General features: G+C 39.6%; 26 protein-coding genes. 19 read left to right on the top strand and 7 right to left on the bottom strand.

Annotated features, from left to right (window positions below; genetic code table 11):
- Positions 1–300 precede the first annotated feature (300 nt).
- From QP439_RS05260 to QP439_RS05275, 4 genes are all read left to right on the top strand, one after another.
- Entirely contained in the window at positions 301–564 is a 264-nt protein-coding gene (locus tag QP439_RS05260) for a phosphocarrier protein HPr (protein WP_000146947.1), read from the top strand.
- A 5-nt stretch (positions 565–569) separates the two neighbouring features.
- The gene (gene ptsP / locus QP439_RS05265; protein WP_004241506.1) at positions 570–2,303 is read left to right on the top strand and encodes a phosphoenolpyruvate--protein phosphotransferase; all 1,734 of its coding nucleotides are present in this window, start codon (positions 570–572) and stop codon (positions 2,301–2,303) included.
- A gap of 132 nt (positions 2,304–2,435) precedes the next feature.
- Positions 2,436–2,930, top strand: a complete 495-nt coding sequence (locus QP439_RS05270; protein ID WP_000031476.1) for a YkgJ family cysteine cluster protein — start codon at positions 2,436–2,438, stop codon at positions 2,928–2,930.
- Between the two features lie 81 nt (positions 2,931–3,011).
- A complete protein-coding gene (locus QP439_RS05275; protein ID WP_153225879.1) occupies positions 3,012–3,551 on the top strand; it encodes a ClbS/DfsB family four-helix bundle protein in 540 nt (179 codons plus the stop codon).
- A 97-nt stretch (positions 3,552–3,648) separates the two neighbouring features.
- Here the strand turns inward: QP439_RS05275 and dhaQ are convergent, their stop codons facing one another.
- On the bottom strand, positions 3,649–4,638 hold the full coding sequence (gene dhaQ, locus QP439_RS05280; RefSeq protein ID WP_285388297.1) for a DhaKLM operon coactivator DhaQ: 990 nt from the start codon (positions 4,636–4,638) through the stop codon (positions 3,649–3,651).
- Positions 4,635–5,165 (bottom strand): dihydroxyacetone kinase transcriptional activator DhaS, encoded by a 531-nt coding sequence (gene dhaS / locus QP439_RS05285; RefSeq protein WP_285388299.1) that lies wholly within the window; start codon positions 5,163–5,165, stop codon positions 4,635–4,637. The genes dhaQ and dhaS overlap by 4 nt, the downstream gene beginning before the upstream one ends.
- A 153-nt stretch (positions 5,166–5,318) precedes the next feature.
- On the opposite strand from dhaS, the gene dhaK reads away from it, so the two are divergent.
- The 15 genes from dhaK to lplA all read left to right on the top strand — a co-directional run bounded on the left by dhaK (position 5,319) and on the right by lplA (position 20,129).
- The gene (gene dhaK, locus QP439_RS05290; RefSeq protein WP_285388301.1) at positions 5,319–6,308 is read left to right on the top strand and encodes a dihydroxyacetone kinase subunit DhaK; all 990 of its coding nucleotides are present in this window, start codon (positions 5,319–5,321) and stop codon (positions 6,306–6,308) included.
- Between the two features lie 21 nt (positions 6,309–6,329).
- Entirely contained in the window at positions 6,330–6,905 is a 576-nt protein-coding gene (dhaL, locus tag QP439_RS05295) for a dihydroxyacetone kinase subunit DhaL (RefSeq protein ID WP_285388303.1), read from the top strand.
- A complete protein-coding gene (gene dhaM, locus QP439_RS05300; RefSeq protein WP_285388305.1) occupies positions 6,905–7,279 on the top strand; it encodes a dihydroxyacetone kinase phosphoryl donor subunit DhaM in 375 nt (124 codons plus the stop codon). The genes dhaL and dhaM overlap by 1 nt, the downstream gene beginning before the upstream one ends.
- A gap of 641 nt (positions 7,280–7,920) precedes the next feature.
- Positions 7,921–8,652, top strand: a complete 732-nt coding sequence (locus tag QP439_RS05305; RefSeq protein WP_285388306.1) for a hypothetical protein — start codon at positions 7,921–7,923, stop codon at positions 8,650–8,652.
- Positions 8,653–8,803: 151 nt separating this feature from the next.
- Complete coding sequence (locus QP439_RS05310; RefSeq protein WP_285388308.1) at positions 8,804–9,022, top strand: hypothetical protein; 219 nt, start codon at positions 8,804–8,806, stop codon at positions 9,020–9,022.
- Between the two features lie 124 nt (positions 9,023–9,146).
- Complete coding sequence (gene pynA, locus QP439_RS05315; RefSeq protein ID WP_285388310.1) at positions 9,147–9,839, top strand: pyrimidine 5'-nucleotidase PynA; 693 nt, start codon at positions 9,147–9,149, stop codon at positions 9,837–9,839.
- 61 nt (positions 9,840–9,900) lie between these two features.
- Complete coding sequence (locus QP439_RS05320; protein ID WP_285388312.1) at positions 9,901–10,554, top strand: uracil-DNA glycosylase; 654 nt, start codon at positions 9,901–9,903, stop codon at positions 10,552–10,554.
- A gap of 9 nt (positions 10,555–10,563) precedes the next feature.
- The gene (locus QP439_RS05325) at positions 10,564–11,028 is read left to right on the top strand and encodes an NUDIX hydrolase (RefSeq protein WP_001135763.1); all 465 of its coding nucleotides are present in this window, start codon (positions 10,564–10,566) and stop codon (positions 11,026–11,028) included.
- Positions 11,029–11,040: 12 nt separating this feature from the next.
- The gene (locus QP439_RS05330; protein WP_285388315.1) at positions 11,041–12,309 is read left to right on the top strand and encodes a dihydroorotase; all 1,269 of its coding nucleotides are present in this window, start codon (positions 11,041–11,043) and stop codon (positions 12,307–12,309) included.
- A gap of 41 nt (positions 12,310–12,350) precedes the next feature.
- The gene (locus tag QP439_RS05335; RefSeq protein ID WP_285388317.1) at positions 12,351–13,712 is read left to right on the top strand and encodes an MATE family efflux transporter; all 1,362 of its coding nucleotides are present in this window, start codon (positions 12,351–12,353) and stop codon (positions 13,710–13,712) included.
- Between the two features lie 153 nt (positions 13,713–13,865).
- Positions 13,866–14,834, top strand: a complete 969-nt coding sequence (locus QP439_RS05340) for a thiamine pyrophosphate-dependent dehydrogenase E1 component subunit alpha (RefSeq protein ID WP_285388319.1) — start codon at positions 13,866–13,868, stop codon at positions 14,832–14,834.
- Positions 14,835–14,849: 15 nt separating this feature from the next.
- Positions 14,850–15,842, top strand: a complete 993-nt coding sequence (locus tag QP439_RS05345; protein ID WP_285388322.1) for an alpha-ketoacid dehydrogenase subunit beta — start codon at positions 14,850–14,852, stop codon at positions 15,840–15,842.
- A 446-nt stretch (positions 15,843–16,288) separates the two neighbouring features.
- Positions 16,289–17,332, top strand: coding sequence for a dihydrolipoamide acetyltransferase (locus QP439_RS05350; protein ID WP_070527510.1), 1,044 nt, complete (start codon positions 16,289–16,291; stop codon positions 17,330–17,332).
- 45 nt (positions 17,333–17,377) lie between these two features.
- On the top strand, positions 17,378–19,081 hold the full coding sequence (gene lpdA / locus QP439_RS05355) for a dihydrolipoyl dehydrogenase (protein ID WP_285388326.1): 1,704 nt from the start codon (positions 17,378–17,380) through the stop codon (positions 19,079–19,081).
- Between the two features lie 58 nt (positions 19,082–19,139).
- Positions 19,140–20,129: a lipoate--protein ligase gene (lplA, locus tag QP439_RS05360; protein ID WP_261008729.1), complete on the top strand. Its 990-nt coding sequence runs from the start codon at positions 19,140–19,142 to the stop codon at positions 20,127–20,129.
- Positions 20,130–20,201: 72 nt separating this feature from the next.
- Here lplA and xerS read toward each other — a convergent pair whose 3' ends face one another.
- From xerS to ylqF, 5 genes are all read right to left on the bottom strand, one after another.
- The gene (gene xerS / locus QP439_RS05365; RefSeq protein ID WP_285388330.1) at positions 20,202–21,272 is read right to left on the bottom strand and encodes a tyrosine recombinase XerS; all 1,071 of its coding nucleotides are present in this window, start codon (positions 21,270–21,272) and stop codon (positions 20,202–20,204) included.
- A gap of 271 nt (positions 21,273–21,543) precedes the next feature.
- Positions 21,544–21,981, bottom strand: a complete 438-nt coding sequence (locus tag QP439_RS05370; RefSeq protein WP_061424846.1) for a MepB family protein — start codon at positions 21,979–21,981, stop codon at positions 21,544–21,546.
- An 88-nt stretch (positions 21,982–22,069) separates the two neighbouring features.
- Positions 22,070–23,620 (bottom strand): ClC family H(+)/Cl(-) exchange transporter, encoded by a 1,551-nt coding sequence (locus QP439_RS05375; RefSeq protein WP_285388333.1) that lies wholly within the window; start codon positions 23,618–23,620, stop codon positions 22,070–22,072.
- A 16-nt stretch (positions 23,621–23,636) separates the two neighbouring features.
- A complete protein-coding gene (rnhB, locus tag QP439_RS05380) occupies positions 23,637–24,416 on the bottom strand; it encodes a ribonuclease HII (RefSeq protein ID WP_285388335.1) in 780 nt (259 codons plus the stop codon).
- A complete protein-coding gene (ylqF, locus tag QP439_RS05385; protein WP_285388337.1) occupies positions 24,403–25,254 on the bottom strand; it encodes a ribosome biogenesis GTPase YlqF in 852 nt (283 codons plus the stop codon). The genes rnhB and ylqF overlap by 14 nt, the downstream gene beginning before the upstream one ends.
- Between the last annotated feature and the right edge of the window lie 281 nt (positions 25,255–25,535).

Below are 25,535 nucleotides of genomic sequence, written 5' to 3' on the forward strand. Positions count from 1 at the left end.
AATTTTTGTCAATCATTTAAAACTAAATATAGTGGTCTTTTTTTCTATCAAACACACATAGACACAATATATAGTGTTTTGTTTGTGAAATAGCAAAGAATATCCTACAAGTAGTTTTTTGGAAAACTATATCCTGTGTTTTGTCAATAAATATAGAAGATTTTCAGCAAGTTATCTGAAAGGAAATCGAATAAATCCCATAAAATGCTTGAAAAAAATCCGAGAAGATGATATAATACCAAATTGTAAGGGTTATCACATATAACTCAAAAAAAGAAAGAACAAAAGGAGAGTCAAACTATGGCTTCTAAAGATTTCCACGTAGTGGCAGAAACAGGTATTCACGCACGTCCAGCAACATTGTTGGTACAAACTGCTAGCAAATTTGCTTCAGATATCACTCTTGAGTATAAAGGTAAATCAGTTAACCTTAAATCAATCATGGGTGTTATGAGTCTTGGTGTTGGCCAAGGTGCTGACGTAACTATCTCAGCTGAAGGTGCAGATGCAGATGACGCTATCGCTGCAATCTCAGAAACAATGGAAAAAGAAGGATTGGCATAAGGAAAATGACAGAAATGCTTAAAGGAATCGCAGCATCTGACGGTGTTGCAGTTGCAAAAGCATATCTACTCGTTCAACCGGATTTGTCATTCGAGACTGTTTCAGTCGAAGATACAAACGCAGAAGAGGCTCGTTTGGATGTAGCTCTTGAAGCTTCTCAAAACGAGCTTTCTCTTATCCGTGAGAAAGCTGTAGGTACGCTTGGTGAAGAAGCGGCTCAAGTTTTTGACGCTCATTTGATGGTTCTTGCTGACCCAGAATTGATTGGTCAGATTAAAGAAACAATCCGTGCTAAGAAAGTCAATGCAGAAGCAGGTCTTAAAGAAGTGACTGACATGTTCATCACTATCTTTGAAGGCATGGAAGACAACCCATACATGCAAGAACGTGCAGCGGATATCCGCGACGTGACAAAACGTGTATTGGCAAACCTTCTTGGTAAGAAATTGCCAAACCCAGCTTCTATCAATGAAGAAGTAATTGTGATTGCGCATGACTTGACACCATCTGATACAGCTCAATTGGACAAAAACTTTGTAAAAGCTTTTGTAACAAATATCGGTGGACGTACAAGTCACTCAGCTATCATGGCACGTACACTTGAAATTGCAGCTGTATTGGGAACAAATAACATCACTGAAGTGGTGAAAGACGGTGATATCCTTGCCGTTAACGGAATCACTGGTGAAGTGATTATCAACCCAACAGATGAACAAGCGGCTGAATTTAAAGCAGCTGGTGAAGCTTATGCTAAACAAAAAGCTGAATGGGCACTTTTGAAAGATGCTCAAACAGTGACTGCTGACGGTAAACACTTCGAGTTGGCTGCTAACATCGGTACTCCAAAAGACGTTGAAGGTGTTAACAACAACGGTGCAGAAGCTGTTGGACTTTACCGTACAGAGTTCTTGTACATGGATTCTCAAGATTTCCCAACAGAAGACGAGCAGTATGAAGCATACAAGGCTGTTCTTGAGGGAATGAATGGTAAACCAGTCGTTGTTCGTACAATGGATATCGGTGGTGATAAGGAACTTCCTTACTTCGATATGCCACATGAAATGAACCCATTCCTTGGATTCCGTGCCCTTCGTATCTCTATTTCTGAAACTGGAGATGCAATGTTCCGTACACAAATTCGTGCCCTTCTTCGTGCTTCTGTTCATGGTCAATTGCGTATCATGTTCCCAATGGTTGCCCTCTTGAAAGAATTCCGTGCAGCTAAAGCCGTTTATGAAGAAGAAAAAGCAAATCTTCTTGCTGAAGGAGTTGCAGTTGCGGATGACATCCAAGTTGGTATCATGATTGAAATCCCTGCAGCAGCTATGCTTGCAGACCAATTTGCAAAAGAAGTAGACTTTATGTCAATTGGTACAAACGACTTGATCCAATACTCAATGGCAGCAGACCGTATGAACGAGCAAGTTTCATACCTTTACCAACCATATAACCCATCAATCCTTCGCTTGATCAACAACGTTATCAAGGCAGCACACGCTGAAGGTAAATGGGCTGGTATGTGTGGTGAGATGGCTGGTGACCAAAAAGCTGTTCCACTTCTTGTCGGAATGGGCTTGGATGAGTTCTCTATGTCAGCAACATCTGTACTTCGTACACGTAGCTTGATGAAGAAATTGGACACTGCTAAGATGGAAGAGTACGCTAACCGTGCCCTTACAGAGTGTTCAACAATGGAAGAAGTTCTTGAACTTCAAAAAGAATACGTTAACTTTGATTAATGTCATTAACCTTGTAACCTAGTTGCAAGGTTTTTTGATACATTTTGGAAAAGTATGGTCTTATAAAGTCCACTTTGCAATGAGCCAGAGGCATGATATAATAGGGGAAACAAATAGAATAAGAGAGAAACCATGTCTAAAGAAATTGATATTGAGTATTACCACCAGCTAGCCTTGCAAAAGCAAAAGGAGCATCGAAAAGTTTTAGCCAATTTGAAGAAAAAACCACCAAAAAATCTAGATAAGATAGCTCAGCAGATTCACCAAGAAGTATTTGCGGAGATTGATTGTACGGCCTGTGCTAACTGTTGTAAGACATTGGGGCCTGACTTTAAAGAAGCGGATATTACACGAATCGCCAAGTATTTTAAGATGAAATTACCTGCTTTTGAAGCAGAGTTTTTGCAGGTAGATGAAGATGGGGACAAGGTTTTCAAATCTATGCCCTGTCCCTTTTTAGGAGGAGATAATCTCTGTTCCATCTATGACGTTCGTCCAAAGGCCTGTCGTGAATTTCCCCATACAGACCGTAAAAAAATCCATCAAATCAACCATTTGACGATTAAGAATACTTTGACCTGTCCAGCAGCCTATCTATTTGTTGAGAAATTAAAGGATAAGTTATAGAGATTTGCGGCTTTAAATCTTGTACAAAGATTACAGGATAAAAATTCTCATAATAACTAGAAATATGAAGGGAGAACTTCTATGCCTAGACCAAAAACCAAAGAGGAACTAATATTAGCCTCTAAGGAGAGTTACGAAAATCTCAATCTCTTCATCTCTAAACTAAGCGAAGAAGAGTTGCAGCCTCTTTTTGATTTTTCAAAAGACCAAAAGAAAAAAGAAGCGCACTGGAAAAGAGATAAAAATTTACGGGATGTTTTGGTCCATCTCTATGAATGGCATCAGTTACTTTTGATTTGGGTACATTCTAATCAAAAAGGTCACGAAAGACCTTTTCTCCCTGAACCTTATAATTGGAAAACTTATGGAGAACTAAATGTCGCTTTTTGGAAGAAGCACCAGAAAACCTCCTTAGAAGAAGCGACTAGACTCCTAGAACAATCACATAGGGAGGTTTTAGAGTTGATAGAAGTTTTTAGCAATGACGAACTCTTTACCAAAGGTGTCTATAGGTGGACGGGAGGGACAAGTCTAGGTTCCTATTTTGTCAGTAGCACTTCCAGTCACTATGATTGGGCTCTGAAAAAACTCAAAGCTCACCGGAAGAATTGTAAGGTATAGATGGCCTGTTTGAAATGGCAAGAATGAGTTCTTTTAAACGTAAGATAAAAGCAAAGGGCTATCAAGTGATGTAGCCCTTTTGAGTTATACAAGCAAATTACCATGCAAAAGCTGTCGTTGGAGCATTGAGTGCTTCTAACCACTGTTTGTTTTTTACGGGGCAAAGAGTTACAGATATACCTGCCATATCCAGACTGGTCATAAATGTTCCTGATTTTATAAAGATAATAGTGACTCCTTCAATTTCTAAGAGTTGAAGGAGATCATTGAGAAATATGCCCATTTCTAGGTTGGTAGTAGTGCCTAGATTATTTACAAGCAATATAAATTGATCACCCTTTTTCCAATGATAGTGTAATCTTAATTTACTTATAATTTCATTTGCAAGGATTTCTGACGATTGAAATGGGACGATACGATAACCTTCTTCACCGTGTATCCCAATACCATAGGAAATATTTCCTTCTTCCAAGTTAAATAGTGGAAGGGTGGCTTGGGGGAGACTAGCAGATTTCGTTGCAAAGCCAATCGTTGCGATTTCGGGAGCAAGTTCATGACCTAAATCAGTTAGTTGCTCGATGTCGGCACCGTTCTGAGCTGCATATCCTAGGATTTTATGAAGCAAAATTGTCCCTGCAAGCCCTCTTCCTCTAATTTGAAATCTATTGTGAGGTTCAATGGAAATATCATCATGTGCTAGACTATAGCCGACTTTAATTCCTTCTTGTCTAGCAGTATTAATGGCCCAGCTAAATTCTTTGATGTCTGCTTCGAAATTTTTTACAATGATGAAGACACCGTGACCATTGTTTAAAAAACGAATGGACTCTAAGATTTCAGTTCTTGTAGGAGGAGTAAATAATTGGCCATAGATAGCAGCGGTAAGCATTCCTTCTCCCACATATCCAATATGCGCAGGTTCGTGACCGGAACCTCCACCCGACAATATTGGAACCTGATGAGGATTGCGATTTTTTTGATAGACTAATGGTAAGGTAGGGTGTTTTTCTAATTCAGGATGACTGCTGACAGTTGCTGAAATGTAACTTGAAATAATTTTCTGTTTATGATTTGAAATAAATGTCATTGTGGTCTCTTTCCAATAATCGTCATGATGAGATAGTCTGGTTGTGGAACTGGACTTTTTTTATTGACGTAAGCTTTCACGATTTCTGCTAGAGCATGTGAATGATAGTCTAACAAAAAACAAGTATAAGCAGATGAATCGATATCAATCTGACCGTATTCTCTTAAAATTTTTGATACAAGCAAGCGACAGTAGCTTATAAAGTGGTCATAGAAGTTATTTTGCCCTTGAATATCAAAAAGTTGAATATAAAAGTCACGCTCTTGTTCGAAATAAAGAAATAATTCTTGTAATAGTTTTTGGCCTGAAATGAAGTCCAAGTTATTGGTAATATACTCGGTTAAGTCAGTTTCAAATATCCAGTCTAGCAGTTCATATTTGTCAAGAAAATGATTGTAAAAGGTCTGTCTACGAATGCCAGCTGATTCCATGATATCTACAATAGAGATTTTATCAAATTCTTTAGTAGCTAATAGGTCTCTAAATGCCTTGGCAATCCGTTTTTTTGTAATAAGTGATGATGCCATAGGAAGCCTTTCTTTTACTTACTTCATTTTACCAAAAAAATGTTTTAAATGGGTTTAAAAGGGGACAAATAATAGAATCTGTCCCTTACAAGCCAGCAGTAAAAAATATATAATGAAAGCGAAAATAAAGATACATGCCGAAAGGAGTTTCTCATGAAAAAAATTATAAATGAACCGACACAAGTTGTTGATGAAATGCTACAGGGGTTGTCATTCATGCATGATGACTTGGTAGAACGCTTAGATGGTTTTGACGTTATCGTTAGAAAGGCAGAAAAGACAGGAAAAGTTGGTCTCATTTCAGGTGGAGGTTCAGGACATGAACCAAGTCATGCTGGATTTGTAGGAGATGGAATGTTGTCTGCTGCCATTTGTGGAGCAGTCTTCACTTCACCTACTCCGGACCAAATTTTAGAAGCCATTAAGGCGGCTGATGAAGGTGCTGGAGTTTTCATGGTCATCAAGAACTATTCTGGTGACATTATGAACTTTGAAATTGCACAAGAACTTGCTGAAATGGAAGGTATTGATGTAGCAAGCGTTGTGGTTGATGATGATATCGCTGTTGAAAATAGTCTCTATACCCAAGGGCGTCGAGGTGTTGCAGGTACTATATTAGTCCATAAAATTTTGGGTGATGCGGCTCGTTCTGGCAAATCATTATCTGAAATGAAGGACTTGGCCGATAAACTTGTCTTAGAAATTAAAACAATTGGACTGGCCTTGTCTGGAGCAACCGTCCCTGAGGTTGGAAAACCTGGATTTGTTCTAGAAGATGATGAATTTGAATATGGTGTTGGTATTCACGGTGAACCCGGATATAAAAAAGAGAAAATGCAACCTTCAGCACAATTGGCTTCAGAATTGGTTGAAAAATTATCTGAAGGTTTCCAACTTAAAGCTGGTGAACGCTATGGGCTTCTCATCAATGGTTTAGGAAGCACCCCTCTGATGGAGCAATACGTATTTGCAAATGATGTGTCTAAATTACTCCATGAAAAAGGTGTTGAGTTGGCATTTAAGAAAATTGGAAACTATATGACCTCAATCGATATGGCTGGCTTGTCATTGACATTGATTCGATTGGCAGATGATGAGTGGTTGGATGCTCTAAATGCACCTGTTACTACACCAGCTTGGTAGAACTCAAGGAGGAAATGTCGTATGAATGCTGAACAAGCTCTTGAATGGATGAAGCTTTTTAATGAAAAGATTCAAGAACAGAAAGATTACCTTAGTGAGCTAGATACTCCTATAGGAGATGGAGACCACGGTGGAAATATGGCGCGTGGAATGGCTGCGGTTATGGAAAACTTAGAAGGAAAGCAATTTGAGACCAGCAGTGATGTGTTTAAACTTGTCTCAATGCAATTACTGAGCAAGGTAGGAGGTGCTTCTGGTCCTCTGTATGGCTCTGCTTTTATGGGCATGGCCAAAGCTGATTCAAATTCGAAATTAGAAGAAATCTTACAAAGTGGTTTGGATATGATTGTCAAACGTGGGAAAGCAGAAGTTGGAGAGAAGACAATGGTTGACGTTTGGACTCCTGTTATTGCTGCCTTGTCTGATGGCCAATTGACTCAAGAGGTTATTGATAAGCTAGTGAATGCTACCAAAGATTTACTTGCAACTAAAGGAAGGGCATCTTATGTAGGAGAACGTTCTCTTGGACATATTGATCCTGGATCATTCTCATCAGGATTACTCTTTACTGCTCTTTTAGAAACTGGGGTGGTTTAATGGGAAGTATTGGTCTTGTTATCGTTTCACATTCCAAAAATATTGCACAAGGTGTTGTTGAACTGATTAGTGAAGTGGCTAAAGATGTTCCGATTACTTATGTAGGAGGAACCGAAGATGGAGGAATTGGAACTAGTTTTGATCAAGTAGATAGGGTTGTTTCCGAAAATCCAGCAGATACTTTATTAGCCTTTTTTGACCTAGGTTCTGCTAAAATGAACTTAGAAATGGTGGCTGATTTCAGTGATAAAAGTATCATGATCAATAGGGTTCCAATTGTAGAAGGTGCCTATACTGCAGCTGCTCTTCTTCAGGCTGGTGCAGAACTGTCAGTTATTCAAACACAGTTGGCGGAGCTTGAAATCAATAAATAAGGAATTTTACTATAACTCTTTTTATAGGTGGGCTATTGATTATCTCAACTATCAAATTTTAAGTAAATAATTTCAAAATCAGAAAGGGATTGCTTGGGCAGTTCCTTTTTGTTTAAAAGGAGTAGAATCATAGTGTTTCTAAATTGTGAATCATTCAAAACTGATTGTGATGGGACTATTCTAGCTATAGAATCCTTCAAAAATTAAAATTTAAGGCAATCAATGGCTTAGAATAGTGCGAAAACATTTAGTTTATAGGAATTCTAGGTCTAGAATTGCATGGATATTTATGAAGTTGAGGTATTCGATAGTTAGGATAGTTCTATTCTGAAAGATTTGGGCTGTCAATCTTCTAGAATAGTAGTTTGCCAATGAATTTTGTTGAAAGATTCCTTGTTTTATGGTAGTCTAAAGTAAAAGAAAGCCCTACCATTATATTTGTATCTTTAATCTGACTTGGTTTAGGTCTAGAAGAGGGATAGATATTTGGGATTTTAAATAACAATTATATTTTCACTTGCAAAAAATGTATTTCAACTTTATCTAATGTAGAAGAAGGAAATATCATAAAATGCTTATGACTTGTTGGAAAGAGAATGTGAGCTAAAAATGGATTCTCTTTACATATTAGGAGTAGGTAGATGAGTAATCTAGAGTCAATTCGTAAAGCGCATATCATCGTGTGGGGTGCCTATCTATTTTTATTATTAAGGGCGCCACTAATTAGCAGCACTGAGTATTTCTTGCTTATTTTTTTAGCGTTTCTCTATTCAATAGTATCGCTACCTATATACTCTGTGAAGAATAAAATAGTATCCATTTGTTTGGCTATAAACTCGATTCTGTTAATTAGTTTTCCAATTTTAATCAATAAATTTTTCCCAGGAAACGTTTCTACTTATATCGTATTAATAAGTAATTTTATCATGGAGTTTTTAATCTTTAATAAAATTGGTAAAGATTTTGATACTAGATTAGCTAGTGAGTATAGGAAAATCAGTCAGTTTAAAAGTAAGATGTCTCAATCCCCTTGGATAAAATATTTAGAGATTTCTAGTTTTATATTAACTATATTTCCATTTATTCTTCATGGTACAGTTGCTAATCGTGTATTGACTCTTATCTTTTTGATAAAAATTTGTGTAGATACTATGATAAAGTTTCTATTAAACAGAATCTTTAAGACAAGTGAGGTAATGAAAAGGAGAATATTTTCTCTTTTCGCACTAGATTTGATTGTCTATTTATTTTTAGGCTATGTTTTAGCAATGCAAAAAGACGGATACCTATTTTCAATTCTACTAATTTTTTCTAATTTCTCACTTCCCTTTATCAGAGAAAAAGAGTACGAATTATTTAAAAATAAGAAGTGAGATAGATATGGTTAAATCTTAGTTCTCTTTAAAATCAAATCAGATAGAGAAAAGATATCTTATCTAGGTAACAAAGTGCTTTTAATAGAGTCACCGATTACTTGTTAGGATTATGTCCTGACCATATTCAATTAAAAGGAGAATATTTAAAATGAAACATTTTTTTGCAGGAATTGGTGAGATAAGATTTAGTAGTTATCTATTATCTCTATGCGTAGGACTAGCCCCTCTTTTTCATATCTATGTAATAGGCTCTGAAATGAGTTTTGTGAAAATAGTGTTATCTATTTTGGGAATTATATTTGTTTGTATTTTAACTATTGCTCGAATTTATAGAAGATTTTTCTATAATAAAAATAAACTTGACTAGAATAGTATGGATTAGTTAATCAATTAGAACGATTATTCTTTGTGATACTATACCACTTTTAAGTTTTTACATTGAACAGCTGGCTGAAGTGAAAGTTGTTTATCTTAGAAAGGAAAACCTCAAATTGTCCTACAAATTTCTACTCTTCGACCTCGATCACACTCTGCTTGATTTTGATGCTGCTGAGGATGTGGCTTTGACCCAACTTCTAAAAGAAGAAGGAGTTGCAGATATTCAAGCTTATAAAGACTACTACGTTCCTATGAATAAGGCTCTCTGGAAGGACTTGGAGCAAAAGAAAATTAGTAAACAAGAGCTGGTTAACACGCGCTTTTCTCGTTTATTTGCTCATTTTGGACAGGAAAAAGACGGTAGTTTTCTAGCCCAGCGTTACCAATTTTACCTATCCCAACAAGGGCAAGCTTTTTCAGGTGCTCATGAACTCTTAGACAGTCTCATCGAGCGAGATTTCGACTTGTATGCTGCGACAAATGGCATTACTGCCATTCAGACAGGGCGTTTAGCTCAATCTGGTCTAGCACCTTATTTCAATCAAGTCTTTATCTCTGAACAGTTGCAAACACAAAAGCCTGATGCTCTCTTCTATGAAAAAATTGGCCAGCAGATTGCTGGATTTAGTAAAGAAAAGACGCTGATGATTGGAGACTCTCTAACCGCCGACATTCAAGGTGGTAATAACGCTGGGATTGACACTATCTGGTACAACCCTCATCACCTCGAAAATCACACACAAGCCCAGCCAACCTACGAAGTTCATTCTTACCAAGACTTGCTGGATTGTTTAGATAAACTGTAAAAAGTGGTTTAGAAAGCCACTTTTTGCTATAATAGAGGCAGTAAAAACGAAGGAGTTGGCTATGCAACACTCATCTTGGCATGCTTTGATTAAGGAGCAATTACCTGAGGGTTATTTCGGGAAAATCAATCAGTTTATGGAGCAAGTCTATGCTCAAGGGACTGTTTATCCACCTAAGGAAAAGGTTTTTCAGGCTCTCTTGACAACACCGCTTGAAGAGGTTAAGGTGGTGATTCTAGGACAAGATCCCTATCACGGGCCAGGTCAAGCGCAGGGCTTGAGTTTTTCTGTACCTGACTCTATCCCAGCTCCGCCATCCTTACAAAATATCTTGAAAGAATTGTCAGATGATCTTGGCGTTAAGAAATCCCATGATTTGACAGCATGGGCTGAGCAAGGAGTCTTGCTTCTTAATGCTTGCTTGACTGTTCCTACTGGACAGGCCAATGGTCATGCTGGTCAGATATGGGAGCCTTTTACGGATGCTGTGATTCAGGTGGTCAATCATCTAGATAGACCAGTGGTCTTTATACTCTGGGGAGCCTACGCACGTAAGAAGAAGGCTTTAGTTACCAATCCTCATCACTTGATTATTGAATCAGCCCATCCCAGTCCTTTGTCAGTTTATAGAGGATTTTGGGGTTCCAAGCCTTTTTCCAAGGCCAATGCATTCTTAAAAGAGACAGGACAAGAGCCAATCGATTGGCTTAGATAAGGAGAAAATATGCCTCAGTTAGCGACAATTTGCTACATTGATAATGGGAAAGAATTGCTCATGCTCCACCGTAATAAGAAGCCCAATGATGTCCATGAAGGGAAATGGATTGGTGTGGGTGGCAAACTAGAGCGTGGAGAGACGCCTCAGGAATGCGCGGCGCGTGAAATCCTCGAAGAAACAGGACTGAAAGCTAAGCCAGTTCTAAAAGGTATTATCACATTTCCTGAATTTACACCAGATTTAGACTGGTACACCTATGTTTTTAAAGTGACAGAGTTTGAGGGTGAATTGATTGATTGCAACGAGGGAACGCTAGAATGGGTTCCCTATGATGAGGTTTTGAGCAAGCCTACTTGGGAAGGTGACCATACCTTTGTTGAGTGGCTTTTAGAGGATAAACCCTTCTTTTCAGCTAAGTTTGTTTATGATGGGGATAAATTATTGGATACCCAAGTTGATTTCTATGAATAAAGGAGAAAGCAGATGCTATTAATCAAAAATGGTCGTGTTATGGATCCCAAGTCTGGTCTAGATCAAGTGTGTGATGTCTTGGTTCAAGATGGGAAAATTATCAAAATTGCGCCTGAAATCAAAGAAGAAGGAGCAGAAATCCTAGATGCTACTGGTCTTGTAGTTGCTCCTGGATTGGTTGATATCCATGTTCATTTCCGTGAACCTGGTCAGACCCACAAGGAAGACATCCATACTGGTGCCCTAGCAGCCGCTGCAGGTGGTTTTACAACGGTTGTCATGATGGCTAATACCAGTCCAACCATTTCAGATGTGGAGACTTTGCAAGAAGTTCTCCAGTCAGCTGCCAAAGAGAAGATTAATGTCAAGACGGTTGCGACCATTACTAAGAATTTTAATGGGCAAGATTTGACTGACTTTAAGGCCCTCTTAGAAGCTGGAGCTGTTGGTTTTTCTGATGACGGTATTCCGCTTGAAAGCAGTAAAGTTGTAAAGGAAGCCATGGAGGAAGCCAAAAAACTCAATACCTTTATTAGTCTCCATGAGGAAGATCCAGGTTTGAATGGGATTCTTGGTTTTAACGAAAATATTGCTAAAGAACATTTCCATATCTGCGGTGCGACTGGGGTGGCTGAGTATGCTATGATGGCGCGTGATGTCATGATTGCCTATGCAACTAAGGCCCATGTTCATATCCAGCATTTGTCTAAGGAGGAAAGTGTTAAAGTAGTGGAGTTTGCTCAGAAATTGGGTGCACAAGTTACAGCAGAAGTAGCGCCACAGCATTTTTCTAAGACCGAAGCCCTTCTTTTGACACAAGGTAGCAATGCTAAGATGAATCCACCACTTCGTTTGGAATCAGACCGTCGTGCCGTTATCGAAGGTCTCAAATCAGGTGTCATCACTGTGATTGCGACTGACCACGCGCCTCACCATGCAGACGAGAAAAATGTCGATGATATTACCAAGGCACCGTCTGGCATGACTGGCTTAGAAACATCTCTTTCCCTTGGATTGACTTATTTGGTGGAAGCTGGGGAGTTGAGCTTGATGGAATTACTCGAAAAAATGACATACAACCCATCCAAGCTTTACAACTTTGAAGCAGGTTACTTGGCTGAGAATGGTCCAGCGGACATCACTATTTTTGATGCTAATGCTGACCGCCTTGTGGACTCCCATTTTTCTTCGAAAGCAGCTAATTCACCATTTATCGGTGAAACCTTAAAAGGGCAGGTTAAATATACCATCTGTAAGGGACAAATCGTCTATCAAAACTAGGTGGGAGTCTGCTCTGTAAACAAAAAGAATAGAGAGCCTATATGTACCAAACCTATCATTTTAAAGACAAGTTTATCTTATTTTTAAAGATATTTTTCCCTATCCTGATTTATCAATTTGCCAATTATTCTGCCTCCTTTGTTGATACGACTATGACAGGCCAATACAATACCATGGACTTGGCTGGTGTGTCTATGGCAACCAGTATCTGGAATCCCTTCTTTACATTCCTAACAGGGATTGTATCAGCTCTGGTGCCCATCATTGGTCACCATCTTGGGCGAGGTAAAAAGGAAGAAGTGGCGTCTGATTTTTACCAGTTTATCTATCTGGCCTTGGGACTATCTATGGTCTTACTGGGGATGGTACTTTTCCTGGCACCACCAATCTTGAATCATATTGGACTAGAAGCACCAGTGGCGGCAGTAGCAGTTCGCTATCTTTGGTTTTTATCTATTGGCATTATCCCCCTGTTGCTCTTTAGTGTCATTCGCTCCTTGCTGGATTCGCTGGGGTTGACCAAGCTGTCCATGTATCTCATGCTTTTGTTGCTTCCTCTCAATAGTGGATTTAATTATCTCTTGATTTTCGGAGCCTTTGGTGTTCCAGAACTGGGAGGTGCTGGTTCTGGTTTAGGTACTTCTTTAGCCTACTGGGTCTTGCTGGGAATTTCTGTTCTGGTTCTATTTAAACAGGAGAAGCTCAAAGCCCTACATCTTAAGAAACGAATTCCACTTAATATGGATAAAATCAAGGAAGGAGTTCGATTGGGTCTGCCTATTGGGGGGACTGTCTTTGCGGAAGTGGCTATCTTTTCCGTGGTTGGTTTGATTATGGCTAAGTTCTCATCCTTGATTATCGCTAGTCACCAGTCAGCTATGAACTTTTCAACTCTCATGTACGCCTTTCCTATGAGTATCTCATCGGCTATGGCTATTGTTGTTTCCTATGAAGTGGGTGCCAAGCGATTTGATGATGCGAAAACCTATATTAGTCTAGGAAGATGGACAGCCCTTATTTTTGCGGGCTTCACCTTATCTTTCCTTTACATTTTTAGGGGAAATGTGGCCAGTCTTTATGGTAACGACCCAGAATTTATCGATTTGACAGCGCGTTTTTTGACTTATAGTCTTTTCTTCCAGTTAGCAGATACCTTTGCGGCACCCCTTCAGGGAATTTTACGAGGTTATAAGGATACAGTGATTCCTTTTTACCTTGGTTTGGTTGGTTATTGGGGTGTAGCAATCCCAGTGGCTATGGTCTTTGATTCCCTAACAGATTTTGGAGCTTATTCTTACTGGATTGGTTTGATTATTAGTCTAATCATAAGTGGGGCTCTCTACCGTTGGCGTTTAACTGTGATTATGAAGAGATTTGAATCTGTAGAAAAATCTAAACGCTAAAAAGTTTGTGAAAAAATATTCTTAATAAGAAAATCCCTTGTTTTCATGGGGTTTTCTTTTTTATTTTGTGAATTTTTCTTTAGTAAAACTTTGACAGTATTTGCCAAAAACGGTAAAATAGTAAGGTAAGAAGAAAGTTAGAAAGGCAAGAAGATGTCAATTTTAGATAAAAATCTTTTGCTAGAGATGTTCCGTAAGATGGAAGAAATCCGTCGTATGGACTTAAAAATTGCGCAATTAGTAAAGAAAGGGAAAGTGCCAGGAATGACGCACTTTTCTGTTGGAGAAGAGGCAGCTAACGTGGGTGCTATGTTGGCTCTCAATCCAGATGATCTAATTACCTCAAACCACCGTGGTCACGGACAAGCTATTGCCAAAGGAATTGACCTCAACGGAATGATGGCTGAAATCCTTGGAAAATACACTGGAACCTGTAAAGGTAAAGGTGGTTCTATGCATATTGCCGACCTTGATGCTGGTAACCTTGGTGCAAATGGTATCGTAGGTGGTGGTATGGGAATCGCTGTTGGTGCAGCCCTCAGTCAGCAAATGCAAAATACTGGGAAAATCGTTGTCTGCTTCTTTGGAGATGGTGCAACCAATGAAGGTGTTTTCCACGAAGCAGTGAACATGGCTTCTATCTGGAACCTGCCAGTCATTTTCTATTGCATTAACAACGGTTACGGTATCTCTGCGGATATCAAGAAAATGACCAATGTCGAACATATCCATCAACGTAGCGCCGCTTATGGAATTCCTGGAATGTTCATCGAAGATGGTAACAATGTCATCGACGTCTATGAAGGATTTAAGAAAGCTGTAGATCATGTTCGCAGTGGTAATGGTCCAGTCTTGATTGAAAGTGTAACTTACCGCTGGCTTGGTCACTCATCATCTGACCCTGGTAAATATCGTACACGTGAAGAAGTGGAATTGTGGAAACAAAAAGACCCAATCGAAAACCTTCGTAACTATCTCGTTGAAAATAACATTGCAAGTGCCGAAGAATTGGAAGAAATCCAAGCGCAAGTAAAGGAAGCAGTAGAAGCTTCTGTTAAATTTGCGGAAGAAAGTCCATTTCCACCGCTTGAATCAGCATTTGAAGATATTTACGCAGACTAAGGAGAAAGAGAAAAAATGGAAACAAAAACAATGTCCTTCCGTGACACCATTATCCTTGCTATGTCTGAGGAAATGCGTCGCGATGAAAATGTATTCTTGATGGGAGAAGACGTCGGTGTCTTCGGAGGAGACTTCGGTACTTCTGTCGGAATGCTTGAAGAATTTGGTCCAGAACGTGTTCGTGACTGTCCGATTTCTGAAGCTGCTATCTCTGGAGCAGCAGCAGGAGCAGCCATGACAGGACTTCGTCCAATCGTCGATATGACCTTCATGGACTTCTCGGTTATTGCCATGGACAATATCGTCAACCAAGCTGCTAAAACACGTTATATGTTTGGTGGTAAGGGTCAGGTTCCAATGACTGTTCGATGTGCAGCTGGTAATGGAGTTGGATCTGCAGCCCAGCACTCACAATCATTGGAATCTTGGTTTACTCACATTCCTGGACTTAAGGTTGTGGCTCCAGGTACACCTGCTGACATGAAAGGACTGCTCAAGTCTTCTATCCGTGATAACAACCCAGTTATTATTCTTGAGTACAAGTCAGAATTTAACCAAAAAGGGGAAGTGCCAGTTGATCCAGACTACACGATTCCACTTGGAGTTGGGGAAATCAAACGCGAAGGAACGGATGTAACAGTTGTTACTTATGGGAAAATGCTTCGCCGTGTGGTTCAAGCTGCTGAAGAATTAGCAGAAGAAGGAATTTCTGTTGAGATTGTTGACCCACGTACACTTGTTCCGCTTGATAAGGACCTCATCATTAACTCAGTTAAGAAGACTGGTAAGGTTGTTCTGGTTAACGATGCCCACAAAACAAGTGGCTATATCGGAGAGATTTCAGCTATCATTTCAGAATCAGAAGCATTTGACTATCTAGATGCACCAATCCGCCGTTGCGCAGGAGAAGATGTGCCGATGCCTTATGCTCAAAACCTAGAAAATACAATGATTCCGACAGTTGAAAGCATCAAAGATGCCATCCGTAAAACATATAACAAAGAATAGAATTACATAAGATAAGTTATGTAAAATAACGGTTGTTTTTAACTTTAGTAACTTGAGATATGTATTGTACCCAAGTTATTTGCAAATTTGCGACAGGAGAGAGTCGAATCGATGTTATTCGACGAACGACTTAGTAAGTCTACTAGGTTGACCGCCTAATAGCGGCAACCGTAGCAACTTGAGATACGTGTTGTATCCAAGTTGCTTGTAGAGTTGAACACGGGCTAAAAGCTCGGAAAAAAGATAAATCTCCTTGGCTTCATCGAAGCCATCGTCGATTTCCTATTTTTCAGTCGCTTTTAAATGCCCTTAGTATCATTTAATTGAATTCGGACGGAGGTCTGCGAAAAAAAGATTGACGATGTGTTCATCGAACACATCGTCAATCTCCTATTTTTTCATAGCCCTCTTCGTCCTTAATATCTTAGTATAGAATTGGAGAGGTCATGGCTGATGACAAGCTAAGAGCGACTCCTGCAGCTAGAAAGTTAGCGGATGATTTAGGTATCAACCTCTACGACGTTTCTGGCTCAGGTGCAAACGGTCGTGTCCACAAAGAAGACGTGGAAACTTATAAAGACACAAACGTGGTTCGCATTTCGCCACTTGCAAAACGAATTGCCCTCGAACATAACATTGCTTGGCAGGAAATCCAAGGAACGGGTCATCGTGGTAAAATCATGAAGAAGGATGTTTTGGCCTTGCTTCCTGAAAATATCGAAAACGACACCATCAAGTCTCCTGCTCAAATAGAAAAAGTGGAAGAGGTTCCTGATAATATCACTCCTTATGGTGAAATTGAGCGTATCCCAATGACACCAATGCGTAAGGTTATTGCCCAACGTATGGTCGAGTCTTACCTAACTGCGCCAACCTTCACCCTCAACTATGAAGTTGATATGACTGAAATGCTGGCTCTTCGTAAGAAGGTTCTTGAGCCAATTATGGAAGCAACTGGGAAGAAAACTACTGTAACAGACCTTCTTTCACTTGCTGTTGTTAAGACACTTATGAAACATCCATACATCAACGCTTCATTGACAGAAGACGGCAAGACTATTATCACGCACAACTACGTCAACCTTGCGATGGCAGTTGGGATGGATAATGGATTGATGACACCTGTTGTTTACAATGCTGAAAAACTAAGTTTATCAGAGTTGGTTGTTGCATTCAAAGACGTCATTGGCCGTACCTTGGATGGTAAATTGGCTCCAAGCGAACTGCAAAATTCAACATTCACAATCAGTAATTTGGGAATGTTTGGTGTTCAGTCCTTCGGTCCGATCATTAACCAACCAAACTCAGCTATTCTTGGTGTCAGTTCGACGATTGAGAAGCCAGTTGTCGTCAATGGTGAGATTGTGATTCGTCCTATTATGAGTCTTGGGTTAACAATTGACCACCGTGTCGTAGATGGTATGGCTGGTGCTAAATTTATGAAAGATTTGAAAGAATTGATTGAAAATCCAATCTCAATGTTGATTTAAGAACAAGAGTATTCATTTTAAAGATATAGATAAAGGAAGGAAGACATGGCCTTAGAAGTAATTATGCCAAAAGCCGGCGTGGATATGACAGAAGGACAAATCGTCCAATGGAATAAAAAAGTCGGAGAATTTGTAAAAGAAGGAGAAATCCTTTTGGAAATCATGACTGACAAAGTCAGCATGGAATTAGAAGCCGAAGAAGATGGGTACTTGATTGCCATCCTTAAAGGGGACGGTGAAACAGTTCCTGTAACGGAAGTTATCGGTTACCTAGGAGAAGAAGGGGAAAATATCCCAACAGCTGGAGCAGCAGCGCCAGAAGCTAGCCCAGCGCCTGCAGTTAGTGCCTCAAACGACGACGGCAAGAGCGATGACGCCTTTGATATCGTTGTGATTGGTGGTGGTCCTGCTGGTTATGTTGCAGCCATTAAAGCAGCACAACTCGGCGGTAAGGTTGCCCTTGTTGAGAAATCTGAACTCGGTGGAACCTGCTTGAACCGTGGATGTATCCCAACCAAGACCTACCTTCACAACGCAGAAATCATTGAAAATATCGGTCATGCAGCAAACCGTGGTATCGTCATCGAAAATCCAAACTTTACTGTAGATATGGACAAACTTTTAGAAACAAAATCTAAAGTTGTTAATACTCTTGTTGGTGGAGTTGCAGGTCTTCTTCGTAGCTACGGAGTTACTGTTCATAAGGGTATCGGTACTATTACTAAAGACAAGAATGTCTTGGTAAATGGTTCTGAATTGCTTGAAACCAAGAAAATCATCCTTGCCGGTGGTTCAAAAGTCAGCAAGATCAACGTCCCTGGTATGGAATCTCCACTTGTCATGACCAGTGATGACATTCTTGAAATGAATGAAGTACCAGAAAGCCTTGTTATCATCGGCGGTGGCGTTGTCGGTATAGAACTTGGTCAAGCTTTCATGACATTTGGTTCAAAAGTGACTGTTATCGAAATGATGGACCGTATCGTGCCAGCTATGGATGCGGAAGTTTCTAAGAACCTTCGCTTGATTCTTGAGCGTAAAGGTATGACCATCTTAACTGACACTAAGCTCCAAGAAATCATCGAGGAAAATGGTCAACTTCGTATCAAGGTCGAAGGAAAAGACGATATCATCGCAAGTAAAGCCCTTCTTTCAATCGGTCGTGTGCCAGACCTTGAAGGTATTGGAGATGTTGAGTTTGAATTGGATCGTGGACGTATCAAGGTCAACGAATACATGGAAACTTCTGTTCCAGGTATCTACGCACCAGGTGACATCAACGGTACTAAGATGTTGGCGCACGCAGCCTTCCGCATGGGTGAAGTTGCCGCTGAAAATGCCCTTAAAGGAAACCATGCTGTTGCCAAATTGAACTTGACTCCTGCAGCTATCTACACTCTTCCTGAAGTAGCAGCAGTAGGTTTGACTGAAGAACAAGCTCGTGAGAAATATGATGTTGCTATCGGTAAATTCAACTTTGCTGCCAACGGTCGTGCCATTGCATCAGATGCGGCTCAAGGTTTCGTAAAAGTTATCGCTGATAAGAAATACGGAGAAATCCTTGGTGTACACATTATCGGTCCTGCAGCTGCAGAGTTAATCAACGAAGCATCAAGCATCATCGAAATGGAAATCACTGTTGAAGAAATGCTGAAGACTATCCACGGACACCCAACCTACTCTGAAGTGATGTACGAAGCGTTTGCGGATGTTCTAGGAATGGCCATCCATTCACCTAAGAAAAAATAAAACGAAGATAGATTAGACTGGAAGATATTTTCCAGTCTCTATCGTATAAAGGGATATCATGAAATATATTATCAATCATTCAAACGACACTGCCTTTAATATTGCCTTGGAAGAATATGCCTTTAAACATCTTTTAGATGAGGATCAAATCTTCCTTCTTTGGATTAACAAACCATCTATCATTGTTGGTCGTCACCAGAATACCATCGAAGAAATCAACCGTGATTATGTTCGAGAAAATGGCATTGAAGTAGTTCGCCGTATCAGTGGTGGTGGAGCTGTTTATCACGATCTAAACAACCTCAACTACACTATCATCTCAAAGGAAGATGAAAACAAGGCCTTTGACTTTAAGAGCTTCTCAACTCCAGTTATCAATACACTAGCTCAACTTGGGGTTAAAGCTGAGTTCACAGGTCGTAATGACCTTGAGATTGATGGCAAGAAGTTCTGTGGCAATGCTCAAGCCTATATCAACGGTCGTATCATGCACCACGGTTGCTTGCTCTTTGACGTTGATTTGTCAGTCCTTGCTAACGCCCTTAAGGTTTCAAAGGATAAATTTGAATCAAAAGGTGTGAAATCGGTTCGTGCTCGTGTGACCAATATTATCAATGAATTACCAGAAAAAATCACAGTCGAAGAATTCCGTGATTTACTACTGGAATACATGAAAAAAGAGTACCCAGAGATGACTGAATACGTTTTTTCTGAGGAAGAATTAGCTGAAATCAATCGTATCAAGGATACCAAGTTTGGAACTTGGGACTGGAACTATGGTAAATCACCTGAATTTAACGTCCGTCGTGGAACAAAATTCACTAGTGGTAAGGTGGAAGTCTTTGCTAATGTCGTCGAATCAAAAATCCAAGACATCAAAATTTATGGTGACTTCTTTGGTATTGAAGACGTTGCTGCAGTAGAAGATGTCCTTCGTGGGGTGAAATACGAACGCGAAGACGTCCTTAAGGCGCTAGAAACCATTGATATCACACGCTACTTCGCTGGTATTAGTCGTGAAGAAATCGCTGAAGCGGTAGTGGGATAAATTAAAAAGAAGTTGCTTGTTTTAACAGCTTCTTTTTTCGAGTTTTCTTTTACATAATTTATTTTATGTAGTTTATAAACTATCCAGAGCATTCTTTTGTTCATCGTTAACGATATGGGTATAGAGGTCAGTGACTTGCGTACTGGCGTGTCCTAGCTGGTGGCTAACCAAAACTTGCGATTTAGTCGCATCATAGAGCCTAGTTGCTAGGGTATGTCGGAGTTTGTGGGGAGTTACGCGGACTTTGAAGTCCTCAGAGTACTTAGCAACCATCTTTTCCACGCTGGAAGCATCGATACGATTGGGAACACCTCTATAGAGTGTTAAAAAGAGGGCTGTATCCGTCTTTTCCGTCTTATAGCGTTGATTTCGAATGGCTAGATAATTCTCTAGATAAGGTTTTGCAAAGGCAGCGACATTGACCGAGTCACGTTTGCCCCCTTTTCGAGTGACATCAATAACCATCATTTTGAGATTGAGATCCCTTATATCCAGATTAACTGCTTCAGACAAGCGAACACCAGATGCCAAGAGAAGGGCAATGATGGCCAAATCACGTTCTTTATTTTTGTTAAATGATGAAAGAGCTCGATTTGAGAGCTGTTGTGGGTACTCTTGGTCGATATAAGTCAGAAAACCTTCTGTTTCATCACCTAGAAAGAGTTTTTGCTTGATATTTTCAGCTCTGGCAGCAAGTGTTTCTTTCTTTTTCTTGGTTGAAACTTTTTTTATTACATTACGATAAAAATAAGGTTCCCCTTGGTCATTTTCGACTTCCTCGGTCAGATACTTGTAAAGACTAGAAAGTGCTGACAAAGTCCGATTGATGGTTGTCTGAGAGACACCTTGCTTGGTTGTATTGGCATTCAGCAAAGGACGTTCACGTAGGTAAAGGATAAAGGATTCCATGTCTTTTTTTGACATATTTTCTAAGACCGATAAAGGGATATCAGATATTTTATCGGCGTTTGAGATACCAGACTCTAAAACCCAGCTGAAAAATCGATCGTATTCCTTGAGGTATTCGTACAAGGTTGTAAAACTGTAGGGAACAGCGAGCTTAGATTGGTAGTATTCCAAAACATACCAGGGCATGATTTGTTTTAGTTTGTCAATTCGTTCCAGTAAAATCTCACGTTTCATGTATTTTCTCCATAAATAAGTCTACAAGTAGTATAGCATATACTTGCACATTTTTCAAGAAAATTATAGTTTTTCGGAAAGATGTTATAGGGCTTTTTAATAGAATAACCAAAAATGATTTCATTTTTAATAACTAAAAAATTTTTTCGACAAAAATTGTCTATAATGTACTTTATTACTGAGAAACTAACACAAAGACTTGGTTCTTTTTTCATAAGAACCAAGTCTTTGTGTCTGATATGAATCTACTAGAAATTTTTCAAAGTCATTCTTATAATTCAATTTCTCTAAAAAATTTCAATTGCCATTTTTGTGTTGATTGAGCCGTTGTATTTAAATTTGTGCACCAAGGCGGATAAAATCGCATGGACATTTTTCCTTTGCTGTTTTTTGTTGAGAGAATTTTCTTACAAGTAGCAACTTCGTTTGGAATAATAAATAGCCCCTTTTTATCATTATCGATGACAACGATAACAAGTTCAGTTCCCAAATCTTCATTGGTATAAGGAATGTTCATGTTATTTTTGTCTTTTTTCCAAAAAACTGTAAAATATCCTTCTTTTTTCGGTGTTCTTTTTGCTAAGCGGCATCTTTTATATCCTTGCTCATCCTTTATTTTGATAAGAATACCTTCGTATTTTTCATTCCACTTTTCTTTAATGAATTCAAAATCACCATAAAACTCATATAGAACATCTAGTATTTTCATTATGATGTATGTCCTCCCTTATCAAAATCAACAAAATATTCTTGATACATTTATTACATAATAAAAATTATGTAATAATATTTTTGATCTACAACAACAAATCTTTGACTTTCCCAATTTCACTTTTTGGAATCACCAGGTGGATCATATCCCCCAGATACATTCTGGTTGAGCCGTTAACTGTTTGGCTCTTGCCATTATGGACTTGGGTGGTGATGAGTACGTTATGTGGTAAGTTGAGTTCGTGTACTTGTTTTCCTGCTATTTTATCTGAAACAGGGATTTCAATAAGTGTGACTTCTCCTTCATCTGATGCTTCTTCAGGCAGCATTTTTTCCAACATAGCCTCATAGACTGGTGCCCCCTTGAGTAGATCCATGATGATGTAGGCGACCAAGGTCACTAAACCAAGTGGCATGAGGTTGCGAATATCTCCTACCATCTCAGTTACGAGTATCATTGCAGTTAAGGGAGCCTTGGATATGGCTCCAAAATAGCCACTCATTCCCAGAATGACAAAGATAGGGAATTGCTCCTGACTGACAAGCCCAAGATTGACACAAATAACACCAACTAGGGCACCAAGCAAGGAACCAAGCGCCAAAATTGGTAGGAAAATTCCTCCTGGAAGGCCACTTCCATAACTAATCATGCTCCAAACAAAGCGAATCAAAAAGTAAACTAATAGAACTTGGAAACTAAAATCTTGCTCAGTTAAGGAAAGAACCAGCTGATTTCCACCACCAAGTATTTGTGGTAAGAAGATCCCGACTGGTATGATGAGAATGAAAGCCAGAATTGGATAATATGCTCTATCCAAACGGATTTTTTGACCAATCCAGTCATAAACTCTACCGACATTGAGTACAGCCTTCTCATAGAGAAAACCGGAAAGACCCAGAAAAATTCCCATGAGGAGGTAAATCCAATACTGATCTAGGGTCATGAGAGGAATATTGTCTGGCATATCCAGTACGGGTGTTAGGCCAAATATGAGCAAAGAGACAAAGTTTGCTACGAGACTAGCTGCTAGAGTTGAGACCCAGAAAAAGCGTGAAAAATGGTGATAGACTTCTTCTACAACAAAGAGAAGTCCTGCAATCGGTGCATTAAAGGCTGCAGCTAGACCAGCTGCAGCACCACTAGCAATCAAGGACCGTTCCTCAACTGGACTGGATTTGAGCCACTTGGCAATGCCTTTACCACCAACTGCTCCAAGTTGGATACTTGGCCCTTCACGCCCCAGCATGAGTCCGCTGGCAATAGCTAGAATTCCTAGAATATATTTTTTCCAAAGAATGCCCCACCAGTTGAGAGTCATTAGTCCCTTTAATTCGGCTTCGACTTGAGGAATTCCTGAGCCTTTGATATCTTTCTCTGACCGTGTTAATTTAGCACTGAGCCAGCAGATGAGTATGTAAAATAAAACCAGTACAAAAAGATTGCGCACTAGGTGCGCTTGATCTTGATAAAGCCCTTGTATCAGGTGGAAGCCTTTTTCGATTGAAAACCGAAAGGATCCAACGATAATTCCAACAACGAGACCAACAACGATTCCTCGTCCAACTTGGGATAATATGGTGCTTGAGGCAAAGGCAAATTCTTTCTTGGAACTGAGTGTTTCTGACTGTTCCTCCATAATCATTCCTTCTAACTTATCTTTCTTTTTCTCCTGAAACCAGCAATTTAACGGGTTCAAAGCTGGTCCGGTGAATTGGGGTAACTCCTAGTTTTTCCAGTCCTTCTAGGTGTTTAGCAGTTCCATATCCTGCATTAGTAGTGAAATCATAGCCGGGAAACTGCTGATCGTATTCCTTCATCAATTTATCACGTGTCACTTTTGCTACTATGGAAGCTGCTGCGATCGAGAGGGAATTAGCATCTCCTTTAATGATGGAGGTTTGTGAAATGGGTAAATCCAATTTCATGGCATCTATCAGGAGGTGCTCAGGTTGAGGACTGAGCTGGGAGATTGCTTCTTTCATGGCCAGTTTGGTTGCTTCATAGATATTGACTTGATCGATGACTTGATTATCCATGATACCAATTCCGACTGACAAGGCTTTGTCTTGAACTGCTTGGAAAATCTCCAGATGTTTCTTTTTAGGAATTTTCTTGCTGTCGTTGAGACCTTTAATTTTACAATTTTGAGGTAAAACAACAGCTGCAGCGACTACAGGTCCAGCCAGAGGACCACGGCCGACCTCATCAACACCAGCAATTAAGGTCAATCCTTGCTTATAAAGTTTTTTTTCATAGGAAAGCATGGATTCCAAACGAAGTTCCTCATCCAATTCTGCCTGAATGGCTTTTTTACGCTTGCTGATTTCTTTTTGAACTCCTGAGCGAGTATCCTGTTCAAGCTCTAAAAAAATAGGGTCATCTAAGTCCTTGACCGTAGCAAGGAGTTCTTTGACTTCTTTAATCGTCGCCATTGAGGTCTTCCAATGTATCTAAGGTATAGTTACCGAGTTTGCCGTCGCGGACTTCCTTCACGAAGAGACTGTAGAATCGGTCATAGTCATCACGGAAACCGAGGGCGCGGGTCATATCCATAATAATAACAGGCGCTTCTTCCTCAATTTTCATTTGTTTGAAGCGTTCAGCCAACTTTTCTGGATAATGTTCTTTGAAATAATTGAGACCAAAAATAGTTACCTCATCCATAGGAAGCAACTGGTCTTTAATAGCTCCTGTCAAGGCCAGTTTCAATGCAACAGTTTCATCCTCAAACTTAGGCCAGAGAATCCCCGGTGTATCCAAGATTTCCAGGTCTTTATTGGTTTTGAGCCATTGTTGCCCTTTAGTCACACCCGGTTTGTTGCCGACAACGGCAATTTTTTTACCAGCCAAACGATTCATGAGAGTTGATTTACCAGCATTTGGAATCCCGATAATCATGGTACGCAAGGTTTCAATCTTGATCCCACGTTCTTTTTGACGAGCAATCTTATCAGCCATAAGTTTCTTAGCAGCATCGGTTACAATTTTTACAGTTACTTGCTCTTTGGAGTTGATAGCTAGCGTCTGGATTCCTTGTGATTCAAAATATTGACGCCATTCCTTGGTCATTGCTGGGTCGGCCAAGTCCGCCTTGTTTAAAATCAAGAGTTTTGGTTTGTCACCAACAATTTTAGTCAACATAGGATTTTGACTAGATAGAGGCAAGCGTGCATCCACCAAAATCGTCACAAAATCAACAAATTTTAAATTCTCCTGCACTTGTCGACGCGCTTTAGACATGTGACCAGGAAACCATTGAATAGTAGCCATTGAGTTTTTTTCCTTTCGAATCAAGGGTTTAGAGCCCCTATTTTATTTTACTATTGTTTGAACGTAGAGAGTTTTCAAATGAAGGATGTTCAAACAGTTTTTGTTTAATTACATAGAAATCTACCTTATATTATATCATGCCTTCTCTATTTTGTCTGATGATAGCCTTTTAAGCTCCCTGTATAGAAAAAAGCCATCAAATGAGGCTCTATAATATTTGTAGTGGGTAAATCCCCTATGGATCTTATGGAGCCTTTTTTGTGTAGAAAAAAAGTCCCATA

Origin of the sequence: Streptococcus sp. UMB1203 (assembly GCF_030217725.1) — a bacterium.
Lineage (GTDB): Bacteria > Bacillota > Bacilli > Lactobacillales > Streptococcaceae > Streptococcus.